13 protein-coding genes are annotated in these 14,844 nt (G+C 65.2%); 7 read left to right on the top strand and 6 right to left on the bottom strand.

Features of this window, described 5'->3' with window-relative positions:
• Positions 1-34 precede the first annotated feature (34 nt).
• Positions 35-688: a S24 family peptidase gene (locus ABIA96_RS06100; protein ID WP_354136116.1), complete on the bottom strand. Its 654-nt coding sequence runs from the start codon at positions 686-688 to the stop codon at positions 35-37.
• A gap of 181 nt (positions 689-869) precedes the next feature.
• Between ABIA96_RS06100 and ABIA96_RS06095 the strand changes: the two genes are divergently transcribed.
• Positions 870-1,214, top strand: coding sequence for a DUF952 domain-containing protein (locus ABIA96_RS06095; protein ID WP_354136115.1), 345 nt, complete (start codon positions 870-872; stop codon positions 1,212-1,214).
• Complete coding sequence (locus tag ABIA96_RS06090) at positions 1,211-2,308, top strand: quinone-dependent dihydroorotate dehydrogenase (RefSeq protein WP_354136114.1); 1,098 nt, start codon at positions 1,211-1,213, stop codon at positions 2,306-2,308. The genes ABIA96_RS06095 and ABIA96_RS06090 overlap by 4 nt, the downstream gene beginning before the upstream one ends.
• A gap of 88 nt (positions 2,309-2,396) precedes the next feature.
• On the opposite strand, the gene ABIA96_RS06085 is transcribed toward ABIA96_RS06090, so the two are convergent.
• The 4 genes from ABIA96_RS06085 to ABIA96_RS06070 form a co-directional block, all read right to left on the bottom strand.
• Positions 2,397-3,722 carry an MATE family efflux transporter gene (locus ABIA96_RS06085; RefSeq protein ID WP_354136113.1) on the bottom strand — a complete coding sequence of 442 codons (1,326 nt, stop codon included), beginning with the start codon at positions 3,720-3,722 and terminating at the stop codon, positions 2,397-2,399.
• Positions 3,723-3,802: 80 nt separating this feature from the next.
• The gene (locus tag ABIA96_RS06080) at positions 3,803-4,105 is read right to left on the bottom strand and encodes a DUF6460 domain-containing protein (protein WP_354136112.1); all 303 of its coding nucleotides are present in this window, start codon (positions 4,103-4,105) and stop codon (positions 3,803-3,805) included.
• A 283-nt stretch (positions 4,106-4,388) separates the two neighbouring features.
• Positions 4,389-6,050 (bottom strand): cisplatin damage response ATP-dependent DNA ligase, encoded by a 1,662-nt coding sequence (locus tag ABIA96_RS06075; protein WP_354136111.1) that lies wholly within the window; start codon positions 6,048-6,050, stop codon positions 4,389-4,391.
• Entirely contained in the window at positions 6,047-7,084 is a 1,038-nt protein-coding gene (locus tag ABIA96_RS06070; RefSeq protein ID WP_354136110.1) for a ligase-associated DNA damage response exonuclease, read from the bottom strand. The genes ABIA96_RS06075 and ABIA96_RS06070 overlap by 4 nt, the downstream gene beginning before the upstream one ends.
• 64 nt (positions 7,085-7,148) lie before the next feature.
• Here ABIA96_RS06070 and ABIA96_RS06065 point away from each other — a divergent pair, with 64 nt between their 5' ends.
• From ABIA96_RS06065 to pdeM, 4 genes are all read left to right on the top strand, one after another.
• Positions 7,149-8,075: a class I SAM-dependent DNA methyltransferase gene (locus tag ABIA96_RS06065; RefSeq protein ID WP_354136109.1), complete on the top strand. Its 927-nt coding sequence runs from the start codon at positions 7,149-7,151 to the stop codon at positions 8,073-8,075.
• A 117-nt stretch (positions 8,076-8,192) separates the two neighbouring features.
• Positions 8,193-9,422 (top strand): ABC transporter substrate-binding protein, encoded by a 1,230-nt coding sequence (locus ABIA96_RS06060; RefSeq protein WP_354136108.1) that lies wholly within the window; start codon positions 8,193-8,195, stop codon positions 9,420-9,422.
• Between the two features lie 98 nt (positions 9,423-9,520).
• Positions 9,521-12,115, top strand: coding sequence for a ligase-associated DNA damage response DEXH box helicase (locus ABIA96_RS06055; RefSeq protein ID WP_354136425.1), 2,595 nt, complete (start codon positions 9,521-9,523; stop codon positions 12,113-12,115).
• A gap of 53 nt (positions 12,116-12,168) precedes the next feature.
• The gene (pdeM, locus tag ABIA96_RS06050; RefSeq protein ID WP_354136107.1) at positions 12,169-12,840 is read left to right on the top strand and encodes a ligase-associated DNA damage response endonuclease PdeM; all 672 of its coding nucleotides are present in this window, start codon (positions 12,169-12,171) and stop codon (positions 12,838-12,840) included.
• Positions 12,841-12,977: 137 nt separating this feature from the next.
• Here the strand turns inward: pdeM and ABIA96_RS06045 are convergent, their stop codons facing one another.
• Positions 12,978-13,841, bottom strand: a complete 864-nt coding sequence (locus ABIA96_RS06045; RefSeq protein ID WP_354136106.1) for a LysR family transcriptional regulator — start codon at positions 13,839-13,841, stop codon at positions 12,978-12,980.
• A 94-nt stretch (positions 13,842-13,935) separates the two neighbouring features.
• On the opposite strand from ABIA96_RS06045, the gene ABIA96_RS06040 reads away from it, so the two are divergent.
• On the top strand, positions 13,936-14,844 hold the full coding sequence (locus tag ABIA96_RS06040) for a DMT family transporter (protein ID WP_354136105.1): 909 nt from the start codon (positions 13,936-13,938) through the stop codon (positions 14,842-14,844).

Below are 14,844 nucleotides of genomic sequence, written 5' to 3'. Positions count from 1 at the left end.
TCCCCGCTTTCGCGGGGAATGACAGCGGAGCCCCTCACTGGCTCGCCCACATAATCCTTGCGATCCATGCGACGTCATCCGCTGCCAAATTGCGCTCAGCCTTGGTCGCATCGAGCGACAACAATTCCAGCACTCTCGCGGTGCGGCGCTTGAGCGTCGCGACCATCACTTCGCCCGGCTTCGTCTTCACCACCACGCGATCGCCTTTGCGGATCGGCGTGGCGGGTGAGACCAGGATGACATCGCCGTCGCGATAGGCCGGCATCAGCGCGTCGCCGGAAATCTGCAGCGCGAAGGCGCGATTGTCCTCGGCGCTCGGCAGCGCAATCTCGCTCCAGCCTTTGCCGGACGGAAAGCCGGATTCGTCGAACGCGCTGCTCAAGCTTGCTTGTGCGAAGCCGAGCAGCGGTACGGAGCGGCCGTCGCCGGAATCGTCGCCGATCAGCCTGGCAAAAATGTCGATCGACGTCTCGGCTGCCGCCAGCGCCTTCGCGATCGATTCGGTCGAGGGCCAGCGTTCGCGGCCGTCGGAGGTGACGCGCTTGGACTTGTTAAAGGTCGTGGGGTCGAGCCCGGCGCGCTTGGCAAGGCCGGACGGTGACAGCCCGGCGCGCGCCGCGAGACGATCCAGCGCGCCCCAGATCTGGTCGTGGGTTAGCATCCTCTGCGCTTTGGCCTGTCCGACCATGGAAGGTCCAGCCCGTCGCAACTCAGGAAAACTATCCTCAAATCAACCGGTTTTCCGTTTTTCGCGCAAGGGGCCACCGCTAAGTCTTGAGTTCGGAGGGGGCGGCCTTTACGGTCGCGCCGGGTTTTCAGACCCGTAAGAGACGAAAAAACCCAAGAGACTCAAAGGGCTCCGGTAAGCTTTGGTCAAGATCTACAAAATCTGTCCGGCCTCGGCCTGGCGCGAGGCGGAACGGCAGGGCGTGTACAGCGGCAGCGCGGATGACACGCGCGACGGCTTCATCCATTTCTCGACGGCCGCCCAGGTTCCCGAGACCTTGCGCAAGCACTATTTCGGCCAGCGCGCGCTGTTCCTGGTCGAGGTCGATGGTGACGCGCTCGGCAGCGAATTGCGCTGGGAGCGCTCGCGCAATGAGGAACTGTTTCCGCATCTCTATGGCGAACTCGATCTCGGCGCAGTGCTCTCGGTGGTGAACCTCAACATGCGCTCCGATGGCGGCCACGACACCCCGGAGCTTGCCCCGTGATCCGCGCGTTCGATGCATTCTCGCTGCCGGTGTTGCGCTGGCTCGATCCGGAGGATGCGCACCGCCTCGCGATCCAGGGCCTGCGCTTCCTGCCGCCGGTGAAGCCGCGCACCGACGACCCAAAACTCGCCGTGCGCGCCTTCGGGCTCAACTTTCCCAACCCGATCGGCATGGCCGCGGGCTTCGACAAGAGTGCCGAGGTGCCGGACGCACTGTTGCGGCTCGGCTTTGGCTTCGTTGAGATCGGCTCGGTGACGCCGAAACCGCAGGCCGGCAATCCGCGCCCGCGGCTGCTTCGCCTCGAGCGCGACGAAGCCGTCATCAACCGCATGGGCTTCAACAACGACGGCGCCGAGGTCGCGCTGCGCCGGCTTGCCGCGCGTGCGCAGCATGGCGGCATCGTGGGCGTCAATGTCGGCGCCAACAAGGACTCGCCGGACCGCGTCGCCGACTACATCAAGCTGATCGAGACCTTTGCGCCGGTCGCGAGCTATTTCACCGTCAACGTCTCCTCGCCGAACACGCCGGGCCTGCGCAACCTCCAGGAGGGCGCGCTGCTCGACGATCTGCTCGGACGCGTGATCGACGCGCGCGAGCGGGTGCGGCAGAAGGCAGGCGATACGCCGGTGCTGCTGAAGATCGCGCCGGATCTCAGCCTCGCCCAGCTCGACGATGTCGTGCAGGTCGCGCGTTCGCGCAAGGTCGACGGCATGATCGTGTCGAACACGACGATCTCGCGGCCGAGCACGCTACGCGAGGAACTGCGGTCGAAAGAGCAGGGCGGCCTGTCCGGCCGGCCGCTGTTTCGCTTGTCGACGCGCATGGTCGCGGAGACTTATGTGCGGGTCGAGGGCGCATTCCCGTTGGTCGGTGTCGGCGGCATCGATTCCGGTGGCGCCGCGCTGACGAAAATCCGCGCCGGCGCGAGCCTTGTTCAGCTGTACTCGTCGCTGGTCTACAAGGGCCTGGGCCTCGTCGACGAGATCAAGCGCGATCTGACTTCGACGCTGTTGCGCACGGGCCGGGATTCGCTGTCCGAGATCGTCGGCGCCGATGCGGCCACGCTGACGGCGGAAGACTGGCCGGGGATGTAAGCCCGCGTAGCCCGGATGGAGCGAAGCGCAATCCGGGAATCCCTCCGCAACCACGAAAGGCCCCGGATTACGCTGCGCTCCATCCGGGCTACGGCCTCGGGAACGTCGCCCTGAACAGCGCCGGAAATCTTGCGCCCTGCAATCCTCCGCGCGCGACGTAGAACGCGATCAGCGCGCACCACAATCCGGCATTGCCGAACGATTGCAGGCTCCACCAGACGCCCAAGAAGATCGCGAGCGAGGCCAGCATCAAATTGCGCATCTCGCGCGCCCAGGTGGCGCCGACATAGATGCCGTCGAAGCCGAAGGCGAACACGCCGGGGATCGGCGCCAGCACGATGAAGATGAGGAACTCGCGCGCGGCGAGGCGAACGTCCTCGCTTGCGGTCATGAAATTGATCAGGTTCGGCCCGAACAGCGCGAACAAGACCGCGACGACCGTTGCGAAGCCGAGGCCCCATAGCAGCACCAGCCGGGTCGAATCCGCAAAACCCTTGGCGTCCCGCGCGCCAAACGTGCGGCCGCAGAGCTGCTGCGCCGCGTTGGCAAGGCCGTCGAGGAAGAAGGCGCTGACCAGCAGGAAATTGTTGAGAACGGAATTCGCGGCCAGCGTGACGTCGCCGGCGCGTGCGCCCTTGGCGGTGAAGAACAGGAAGACGGTGATCAGCGCCGCGGTGCGGATCATGATGTCGGAATTGACAGCCAGCAGCCGCATCAGCTTTTCGCGGTCGAACAAAGTCGCGCTGGCGACGGCGAAGCCGCCACGCGCATAACGCCGACAGACGATGACGCCGAGCACGAAGCCAATGCCCTCCGAGAGCAGCGCGGCAATCGCCGCGCCCGCGATGCCGGTGTCGTAGACCAGCACCAGCAGAATCGTCGCCGCCATGTTGATGAGGTTGATGACGACCTGGAGCGCGAGCGCCGGATTGGCGCGGGCCTGTCCCACCAGCCAGCCGAGAATGACATAATTGGCCAATGTGAACGGCGACGACCAGATCCGGATCATGAAGTAGGTCTTGGCGGCGCGCGTCACGCCCTCACTGCCGCCCATCAGGTCGAACAGCGCGGCGGCCAGTGGCAATTGCAGTGCGATCAACCCGGCGCCGATCAGACCCGCGACGATGAAGCCGCGCACCAGGATCACGGTCTGCTCGCGGGCCTCGCCCGCGCCGAGCGCTTGTGCGGTGAAGGCGAGCGTGCTCATGCGCAGGAAGCCGAACAGCCAGAACAGGCAGTCGAAGATGACGGAGGCCATCGCGACGCCGCCGAGCAGCGCGGCATCGTCGAGCCGGCCGATCGCGGTGGTCGAGACCACGCCGATCAGCGGCGTGGTGAGGTTCGCGACCATCGCGGGACCAGCGATGGCGAAGACCTGGCGGGAGCCGACCTGGGGATGAACGGGAGCGTGCATCAGTTGCGTCTACCCGACCATGCGCCCGAATGCATCACCGCGACCGACATGACGTGCCTGCGCGGCTGCGCGCGAAGAACTTAGCGGCGCGGCGAGCCGAACACGCGCGACAGCAGCCAGATCGGGACTACGATGACAGCGCCGAGCAGGAAGTAGCGCCACAACCAGTTGACGGTATCGAAGCCGAGATCCCACAGCCGCCGGAACAGCAGGCGTATGCTGATGAGGATATTCCAGGGATCGAAGCCGATCGCCGCCAGCACGACGCCGACCAGGATCGAGAGCAGCACCAGGCGAAACGCGACCGCCAGCGGCGAGCCGCCGAGAAAGCGGTTCAGCCCATCGCTGCGGCCGGCCGGCAAATCTCTGACGTCGTGGGCCATCTCAAACTCCTTGGGCGGATTCGCCTCGATTATAGGTCACGGCGGGGGACATGGGGAACCCGTATCGGGCCGTCAATCAGCTTACCGCATTTTAATGCGGACAGCACATGCCGCGCGCCGGCCGTAACCTCTCCCGCTTGCGGGAGAGGTCGCGCCGAAGGCGCGGGTGAGGGTTCTCACCTCTGGGGGAAACCCACTGCGGAAATACTCTCTCCCCGGCCCTCTCCCGCAAGCGGGCGAGGGGGCGCACTGCCTTCGTGGACGTGATCGAACCACTTCGCCTTCACGCGTCGACCTCCTCCGCCTCCGCTTTCAGCATTTCTTCCAGCGTTTCCAGCCGGTCGGCCTCCCGCGGCGGCTTGTCCCAGCGGAGCCGGCTGATGCGGGGAAAGCGCATGGCGACGCCGGATTTATGTCGCGGCGAGCGCTGCAGCCCCTCGAAGGCGACCTCCAGCACCAGCCCCTTGTCGCCCTCGTGCACGACATGGCGGACGGGGCCGAACTTTTCCGTGGTGTTGCGGCGGACGAAGCGGTCGATCTGCAACAGCTCCTCGTCGGTGAAGCCGAAATAGGCTTTTCCGACCGGCACCAGCTCGTCGCCGTTTTCTGTCTCGGTCCAGACGCCAAAGGTGTAGTCGGAATAATAGGACGAACGCTTGCCGTGGCCGCGTTGCGCGTACATCAACACGGCATCGATGATGTGCGGGTCGCGCTTCCACTTCCACCACTGGCCCTTCGGCCGTCCCGGCAGATAGGGCGCATCGCGCCGCTTCAGCATCACGCCCTCCACGGCGTCGGCATCCTCGCCCGCGCCGGCGCTTGCGGGATCGGCGCGGGCGGCGGTGAGCGCGTCCCAGCTCGCGAAGGGAATTGTGGGCGAGAGGTCGATGCGGGGATCGTCGAGCTTCCTGATGAAGGTTTCGAGCCGCTCGCGCCGTTCCGCGAACGGCAGCTCGCGCAGATCGTTCTCATCAGCGCCGAGCAGATCGTAAGCGCGCAAGTGGATCGGAAACTCCTTGATCAGTTTTGGCGACACCGCCTTGCGGTTCAGGCGCTGTTGCAGAACATTGAAACTCTGCACGCGGCCTTCGCGCAGGATCAGCAACTCGCCGTCGATCGCGCCTGCTAGCCGCAGCGATGGCACGAGATCAGGAAAGCTGCCGGTGATGTCCTCGCCGGTGCGCGAATAGAGTCGCGCGGTGATCTGTCCGCGCTCGTCGCGACCCGCCACCGCCTGCACGCGGATGCCGTCCCATTTCCATTCGGCGACGTAGTCGGCGGGATTGAGCGAAGCGAAATCGCTGTCCTCGATCGCATGCGCAAGCATCACGGGGCGGAACGGCGCGGGATCGCGATTGACCGGTTTTTCGCCGCGGCCTTCCAGCCACGCGAACAGGTCGAGATAGGGCGGCGCGAGGCCCGGCCAGATCAGCTCGACCTCATGCGGGTCCTTGTCGCCAAGCGCGGCGGCCGCGGTCTTCGCCAGCCGCGCGGAGATGCCGATGCGCAACGCACCGGTGACGAGCTTGAGCAGCGCCCAGCGGCCGGTCTCGTCGAGCTCGTCGAGCCAGCGTTCGAGCTGTTTTGGCAGCTCGATCTTGCCGAGCGTGCGCAGCGTGGTGACGACTTCGGTGAGGGTCGGAGATGGTGGGTTGTTGTGGGCGGCCAGCGCCGTCTTTGGCCACATCAGCGCGACCGTCTCCGAGAGATCGCCGACGTAGTCGTAGGACAACCCGAACAGCACCTCATCTGTACGCGACGCGATCAAATCACGGATCAGCGCCGGCTTGGCGTGCTTGAAACTGAGCGCGCCTGTCAGCGCGGCGAGTGCGTAGCCGCGGTCGGGGTCGCCGACGTCGCGGAAATAGCCTGTGAGCAGCCGCAGCTTGTTGTTGCGGCCGGGCTCGTAGGCGAGGCGGTCGAGAAGTTCGGCGAAGCGGTTCATGCTTCGGCCTCGCCGTGAGGTGGCGTCTCGGCTTCCTCCTCCTCGCCATAGCCGACGAGATCGAGCGGTTGCGCCCGCAAGCCACGCGACTTGCACCAATGCACCAGCGCATCTTCCTGGCCGTGGGTGACCCAGATTTCGCCGGCGCCGGTAGCCGTGATCGTCGCGGTGAGGCCGTCCCAATCGGCGTGGTCGGAGATCACCAGCGGCAGTTCGATGCCACGCTGCCGCGCGCGGGCACGCACACGCATCCACCCCGATGCGAACGCGGTGACTGGATCGGGAAAGCGACGCGTCCAGATATCCGACGTTGCTGACGGTGGTGCCAGCGTGATGGTGCCGGCCAGCGACGCCTTCTTCATGCCCAGCACCGGCTTGAGCTCGCCAAGGTCGATGCCGCGGCTCTGATAGTACTCGGTGATCTCTTTCATCGCGCCATGCAGATAGATCGGCGCGTCATAGCCGGCCTGTCGCAGCAGCTTGATCACGCGCTGCGCCTTGCCGAGCGAATAGGCGCCGACGAGATGGGCGCGCTCGGGAAACAAGGCGACGGAGGCCAGCAGCTTCTTCACCTCGTCCGCGGCATCGCCATGCCGGAACACCGGCAGCCCAAACGTGGCCTCGGTGATGAAGACGTCGCATGGCACCAATTCGAACGGCGTGCAGGTGGGGTCGGGCGCGTCCTTGTAGTCACCGGAGGCAACGATGCAGGTGTCTTTGCAGGTCACCGCGATCTGCGCCGAGCCAAGCACGTGGCCGGCCGGGTGGAATTTCACACGGACGTCGCCGAGCCGGATCTCCTCGCCGTAACTGATCGCCTGCGTCGATCCGGCAAAATTCTCCCCGTAGCGCAGCCGCATCATGTCCAGCGTTTCCTGCGTCGCCAGCACCGCGCCATGGCCGGGGCGAGCGTGGTCGGAATGGCCGTGGGTGATCACGGCACGCTCCACGGGGCGGACGGGATCGATGTGGAAACCGCCGGGCTTGCAACACAGACCGGCAGCAGTTGGCAACAGGATGTCTTGCGGGCGCATGCCTGATATATAGGTTGTTTCACCGCATCTTCGAGTCACCAACCCCTTCGCTTCCTGGTTCCCAATGCCGCTCCGCCTGTTCCTGACCTCCGGCGATCTCATTGCCGACCGCCGTTTCGAGTTCGCGCGCGACCTCCAGCTCAAGGGCGATCTGCCCGCCGCCGCCGATCTCATCGAACAGGCGATCGAGCTCGCCCCCAATTTCACCTCGGCCTGGTTTACGCTCGGCGAAATCCGTCAGCAGCTCGGTGAGCGCGACAAGGCCATCGCGGCGTTTCGCAAATCGCGTGAGTCCGATCCCGACGACCAGCACGGCGCCCACCTCCATCTGATACGCCTTGGTGACGAGCGATTGTCCGAGATGCCCAAGGCCTATGTGCAGGCCCTGTTCGATCAATACGCGCCGCGCTTCGAGCACATCCTGATCAACGATCTCGACTACCGCGCGCCCTCCCTGATCTTCAAGGCGGTGGTGGCTGCACGCGTTGCCGCGAAGAAGCCTGCTTTCTTCAAACGCACCATCGATCTCGGCTGCGGTACCGGACTTGCGGCGGCGGCGTTTGCCAGGCAGGTCGACCATTTCATCGGCATCGATCTGTCGCCCGGCATGATCAAGGAGGCGCGCGCCACGGGTCTCTATGCCGAGCTCGAGATCGCCGACATGATCGAGGGCCTGCGCGCGAAGAGCGATGCGAGTGCGAACCTCGTCGTCGCCGCGGACGCGTTCGTCTATCTCTCCGATCTCGCGCCGGTGCTGTCAGAAGCAAAACGTGTGCTCGCATCCGGTGGCGTGCTCGCCTTCACGCTGGAGACGCATGACGGCGATGGCATCATGCTCGGTGACGGCCTGCGCTATGCCCATTCGGCGGAATATGTGCGCGGCGCCATCAGCAAAGCCGGCCTCAAGCTGCTGTCGCTGGAGCCGGCATCACCGCGCATCGAGAACAATGAGCCGGTGCGCGGCCTTGTTGTCGTCGCCGAGAAAACTTGAGTCTAGGCGCTAACACTCTGCAATTTGGGCGTCATTGCGTCGCAAAGCGACGAACTTCCTACTTGCGAGCCGTGCGACGAAGCCAGCACAATGCGCGCACCAGGGAGAGGAACAACAATGACAAAGAATCCATCGCGGCGCGATGTCAGCGCCGCCGCGCTCGCCACCATTGCCGCATCCGTTCTGCCAGCGCCCTATGTCCGGGCGGCGGAGAAGAAATACGATGCCGGCGCCAGCGACACCGAGATCAAGATCGGGCAGACCGTGCCGCATTCCGGCCCCGGCTCGCTCTACGGCGTGCTCGGGCGCGTCGGCGAGGCCTATTTCCAGATGCTCAACGAAGGTGGCGGCATCAACGGACGCAAGGTCACCTTCCTCACGCTCGACGACGCCTACAGCGCGCCGAAATGCGTCGAGGCGACGCGGCGGCTGGTCGAGCAGGAGGAAGTGCTCGCGCTTTATGGTTCGCTCGGCACGGCGCCACAGACCGCCGTGCACAAATACCTGAATTCCAAAGGCGTGCCCCAACTTCTGCTCAACACCGGCGCGTCGAAGTGGAATAACCCGAAAGAGTTCAAATGGACGATGGCGGGCCTGCCGCTGTATCCGACCGAGGCGCGCATCCTGGCGCGGCACGTCGTCGCCACGAAGCCGAATGCCAAGGTCGGCATCCTCTACCAGAACGACGATTTTGGCCGTGACTTCCTGGGTCCGTTCAAGAAGGTTCTGGCGGATGCCGGCGGCACCGCGCAGGTCATCATGGAGCAGACTTACGATCTCACCGATCCGACGGTCGATTCCCAGCTCATCAATCTCTCCAAGTCGGGCGCAGATGTTTTCTACAACATCTCCACCGGCAAGGCGACGTCGCAGTCGATCCGCAAAGTCGCCGAGCTCGGCTGGAAACCGCTGCAGCTGCTCTCGGCGGGCTCGACCGGCAAATCCATTCTCAGCGCCGCCGGCTTCGAGAATGCCAAGGACATCGTCGCGATCAGCTATGCGAAGGATGCCGGGCCGGGCCGTTGGGAAAAGGACCCGGGCCCCATGGCGTTCGAGGAGCTGCGTAAGAAATATCTGCCGAACGTCGCTCCCGATAACACGATCGCCTATGCCGGCTACGGCCAGGCCGTCACCATGGGCGAGATCCTGCGCCGCTGCGGCGATGATCTGACCCGGGCCAATGTGCTGAAGCAGGCCTCGACCCTCAACGGCTTCCACTCGCCCTTCTTCCTCGACGGCGTCACTTACAGCTACACACCTGACGACTACACGCCGATGAAGACGCTGTTCATCCAGGTCTTCAACGGCAAGGACTGGGAGGTCTCGGACAAGCCGGTGGTCGAGTAGTGCCGCAGGGTGGGCAAAGGCGCTCTTGCGCCGTGCCCACCCTGCGAGACCTTCTCACCCCCTCGACGAACCCGCCGGCACGGCTTACCTGTGATGCCGTGCCGCCCCGCATCCTCAAACTATCGGCCGAGAGGCCAGAGCTGCTGCTGCCCGACCGCTTCCAAAGGTGGTTCGCGGCCCGCGGCTGGTCGCCGCGCGAGCATCAGCTCGCGCTGCTGGAGAAGGCGCGCGAGGATCGGTCGGCCCTGTTGATCGCGCCGACCGGCGCCGGCAAGACGCTGGCGGGGTTTCTGCCGACGCTGGTGGAGCTGAGTTCTGCATCCACGGCTTCCGGGAAAACGGCTCCGGCGAAATCTGTCGTCTCCACCGGTCGCGCCGTGCAACGCAGCGGCGGCCTGCACACGCTCTACATCTCGCCATTGAAGGCGCTCGCCGTCGATATCGCGCGCAATCTGGAGCGGCCCGTCGCCGAGATGGGGCTGCCGATCAAGATCGAGACCCGCACCGGCGACACGCCGGTGTCGCGGCGCCAGCGCCAGCGGCGCTATCCGCCGGACATTCTGTTGACGACGCCGGAGCAGCTCGCGCTGCTGCTCTCGTCCGACGACGCGCCGTTCCTGTTCTCCTCCTTAAAACGAATTGTGCTCGACGAGCTGCACGCATTGGTAACCTCCAAGCGCGGCGACCTGCTGTCGCTCGGGTTGGCGCGGCTGTGGCGGTTGGCACCGCAGATGCGCGCGATCGGCTTGTCGGCGACCGTGGCCCAGCCGGAATCACTGGCGCGCTTTCTCGTGCCGCAACCCGGCGGTCAGGAAGCTGCCGCCGACATCGTTATTGCCGGCGGCGCGGCGCCGCCGCTGGTCGAGATGCTGGATACAAGCGAGCGGCTGCCCTGGGCCGGCCACAGCGCGCGTCACGCGCTTCCTGAAATCTACGAGCTGATCAAGGCGAACAAGACGACGCTGGTCTTCGTCAACACCCGCAGCCAGGCCGAGATGCTGTTCCAGAATCTCTGGAGCATGAACGACGATAACCTCGCGATCGCGCTGCATCACGGGTCGCTCGACGTCGCACAACGGCGCAAGGTCGAGGACGCGATGTCGGCGGGTAGATTGCGCGGCGTGGTGTGTACGTCCTCGCTCGACCTCGGCGTCGACTGGGGCGACGTCGACCTCGTCGTCAATATCGGCGCGCCCAAGGGCGCCTCGCGGCTGATGCAGCGCATCGGCCGTGCCAACCACCGCCTCGACGAGGCCTCGCGCGCGGTGCTGGTGCCGGCCAATCGCTTCGAGGTGCTGGAGTGCCGCGTCGCGATCGATGCCATCGCGGAGAATGCGCAGGACACGCCGCCGCTCCGCACTGGCGGCCTCGACGTGCTGGCCCAGCACGTGCTCGGTTGCGCCTGTGGCGAGCCGTTTTTCTCCGAAGAGCTCTACCACGAGGTGCGTACCGCCGCGCCGTACGCCGATCTCACGCGGCAGGATTTCGACGACGTCGTCGATTTCGTCGCCTCCGGAGGCTACGCGCTGAAGACCTATGAGCGCTTCGCGCGCATCAAGCAGGACAAGGAGGGACGCTGGCGCGTCGCCAATCCAAAGGTGCGGCAGAGCTATCGGATGAATGTCGGCACCATCGTCGAGGACGACATGCTGAAGGTGCGGCTGGTGCGCTCGCGCGGCGGCGGTCAAGGAAAAACAGGCGGCTCCACAGGCGTGATCGCGCGCGGCGGCCGATTGCTCGGCGAGATCGAGGAAGCCTTCATCGAGGGCCTGAGCCCGGGCGACACCTTCGTGTTCAGCGGCGAAGTCGTCCGCTACGAAACCCTGGTCGAGGACCAGGTCTATGTCTCGCGTGCGCATGACAAGGACCCGAAGGTGCCGTCCTATATGGGCGGCAAGTTTCCGCTCTCGACCTATCTCGCCGAACGCGTTCGCCGCCTGCTCGATGACAGCCGCGCGTGGAATGGTTTGCCGGAGCAGGTGCGCGACTGGCTGTCGCTGCAAAAGGACGTGTCGCGCGTGCCCGCGGTGCGCGAGCTGCTGGTGGAAAGCTTTCCGCGCGCCAACAAGCATTACATCGTCTGCTACCCCTTTGAAGGACGTCTCGCGCACCAGACCCTTGGCATGCTGCTGACACGCCGGCTGGAGCGCGCCCGCGCCCGGCCGCTCGGTTTCGTCGCCAACGAATATGCGGTCGCCATCTGGGCACTCGGCGACATGTCCTTCATGATTCGGAATGGCAAGCTCGATCTCAATGCGCTGTTCGACCCTGATATGCTCGGCGATGACCTCGAGGCCTGGCTCGCCGAATCCGCTCTGATGAAACGCACGTTCCGGAACTGCGCGATCATCTCCGGCCTGATCACGCGCCGGCATACCGGTGAAGAGAAGAGCCGCCGCCAGGTCCTGTTCTCGACCGATCTCGTCTACGACGTCCTGCGCAAGCACCAGGCTGATCACGTCCTGCTGCGCGCCGCGCGCGCCGATGCGGCCACCGGCCTGCTCGATTTGCGCCGCCTGAGCGACATGCTCACCCGCATCCAGGGCCGCATCACGCACCGGGAACTCGACCACGTCTCCCCGCTCGCGGTCCCCGTGATGCTGGAAATCGGCCGCGAGTCAGTTTATGGCGAAGCTGGCGACGAGCTATTGGGGGAGGCCGCCGACGAGCTCGTCAAAGAGGCGATGGGATAAGAGCGGGTTTTGACGTGACGGCTGGCGCGCAGGTTTCAGGGGATGTCGAGGACATGCGCGTTTCCACAGTCACCATTAGCGACGTGACCTTCGCCGCCGATCTCTCCGGCGCGCTGTTCTGGGAAGAACAGCGCCTGCTCGTCGTTTCCGATCTGCATCTCGAAAAGGGTTCCAGTTTCGCCATGCGCGGCGTGCTGCTGCCGCCTTACGACACGCTGGCGACGTTGAGCCGGCTCGCTGCTGTCATCTCCCGCCATAACCCCAAATCTGTCATCGCGCTCGGCGACAGTTTTCACGATCGCTCGGCGCATGAGCGCCTGTCGGCGGACGACCGCGATGCTGTCGCTGCGCTCCAGAGCGGTCGCGACTGGATCTGGATCTCCGGCAATCACGATCCGATGCTGCCGCGCGATCTCGGCGGCACCATCGCCGACGAAATCGCGATCGGCCCGATCACCTTCCGCCACGAGCCCACCGGGGCGCATGGCGAGATCGCCGGCCATCTCCATCCCAAGGCCCGCGTCTCCGCGCGCGGCCGTTCAATGGAGCGGCGTTGTTTCGCCAGTGACGGGATGCGCGCCGTGATGCCCGCTTTCGGCGCCTATGCCGGCGGGCTGAGCATCCGCGACGCCGCGTTCACAAAGATCTTTCCGAAGAACGGCTTTGTCGCGCATCTGCTCGGCGACCGCCGCGTGCACGCGATCGCCGCGTCAAGGTGTTACTAAGCCGCGCTCTCGTAGGGTGGGCAAAGCGTAGCGTGCCCACCACCTGCATCATTCGGGCAAAGATCGTGGGCACGGCGCTTCGCGCCTTTGCCCACCCTACGAGACCTTTCGTGTGGCAACCGCGGGCGATCACAAGCTCACGCCGCCTTGGCCTGTACGTCCTCGCAAAACTCCGCGAGCCGATCCGCCAGCCGCAGTGTCGCGGAGCTTGCGTTCGGCGTGGCCATCAGCGCCACCTCGGTGCGGTTGATCGGCGCAAAGCCGTCCTTGGCGGTCAGCACGCGATGGTCGGCCTGGATCGACATCTCCGACAGAATGCTCAGGCCCATGCCGGCGGCAACGGCGGCCTGGATGCCGGCGAGGCTCGATGACGAGTAAGACATGTGCCAGGCGCGGCCGGCGCTTTCCAGCGCGTGGATGGCGCCGGCGCGGTAGAGGCAGCCGAGCGGAAATCCGATCAGCGGCACCGATGAGGCGTTGACGTCGACCGGATGGCTCTTGCTGGTGACCCAGTGCACGCGCTCCGGCCACACCGCAATCGCGCCCTTCGCGCCGGCCTCGCGCTTGAACAGCGCAAGGTCGAGCTCGCCGCGTTCGAGATCGCGACTGAGGTTCTTGCTCTGGTCGGCGCGTACATCGAGCCGCAGATTCGGATGCGAGCGCGAGAACGCGCCCAGCAATTTTGCCAGCCGATACGCCGCAAAGTCCTCGGGAATGCCGAGCCGGATCGCGCCTTCGCCGTCGGGCTCGCGCAGCACATCGCGCGCCTCCTCGGCCAGAGTGAGCAGCCGCCGCGCATAGGACAGCAGCCGCTCTCCGGCTTCGGTCGGGCGGACGTCCTTGCCGTCGCGGTGCAACAGCACCTGCCCGACGTCCTCCTCCAGCCGCTTGATCTGCTGGCTGACGGTCGACTGCGTGCGGTGAACGCGCTCGCTGGCGCGGGTGAAGCCGCCGGCCTCGACCACTGAAACGAAGCTGCGCAGGAGCTCAAGATCGAGCACATCCGCCTCCATTCGAAAATCAACTGATTGCGAGTTAATCATTTAATTTCCAAATAGCAAGCCGTCTCCATACATCGAGGCTCAGGAGAATGCCATGTCCCTTGCCCCGTCGATGTCCGTCCCCAACAGCCGCTTCAACGCGCTGCCTTTTGCCATCGGCCTGTTTTGCCTGCTCTGGAGCTACGCCTTCGTCGCCGGCAAGATCGGCGTCACCCATTGCCCGCCGCTGATCCTGCTCGCGGCGCGGTTCTCTCTTGCCGGCATTCTGATCCTCGGCGCCACGCTGGTCCGTGGCGACTGGTCGTTGTCGTGGCGCGATGCCTTGATCTTCGCCGTGCTCGGCATTGCCAACAACGCGCTCTATCTCGGGCTCGGCTACACTGGTCTGCAATCGGTCTCCGCCGGCCTCGGCGGCCTGATCGTCTCGGCCAATCCGGTGTTCACGGCCGCGCTCGCGGCGTTATTCCTTGGCGAAGGCATGACCTGGCGCAAGGCGAGTGGCCTCCTGCTGGGAATCATCGGCGTGATGCTGATCGTCTGGCATCGCCTGTCAGTCGGCACCGATAGCCTGCACGGCATCATGTTCACGCTGGCCTCGCTCGCGTCCATCGTCGCCGGCACCATCCTGTTCAAGCTGCTCGCGCCCAGAGGTTCCCTGTGGATCGGCAATGGCGTGCAGAATCTCGCCGCCGGCATCGTGCTGACGCCGGTCGCGCTCACCTTTGCCGATGTTCATGCGATCGATTTCACTCCGAGCCTGATCGGCGCCTTCGCGTTTCTCGTGCTCGGTGGCTCGATCCTCGCCTATTGGCTCTGGTTTCATCTCCTGAAAGTGTGTGGCGCGACGGCTGCCAGTGCCTATCATTTCCTGATGCCGCCGCTCGGCATGCTGTTCGCGTATCTCGTGCTCGGCGAGCATGTCGAGATGCGCGACCTGCTCGGGATCATTCCGGTGGCGCTCGGCATTTACCTGGTGACGCGCCCGGCAAAGCCCGTCGCGTAG

The organism is Bradyrhizobium sp. LB11.1 (assembly GCF_040549385.1).
Taxonomy (GTDB): Bacteria; Pseudomonadota; Alphaproteobacteria; order Rhizobiales; family Xanthobacteraceae; genus Bradyrhizobium.
Note: the sequence above shows the minus strand (reverse complement) of the source record. Positions and strands in the feature narration are given on the sequence as shown.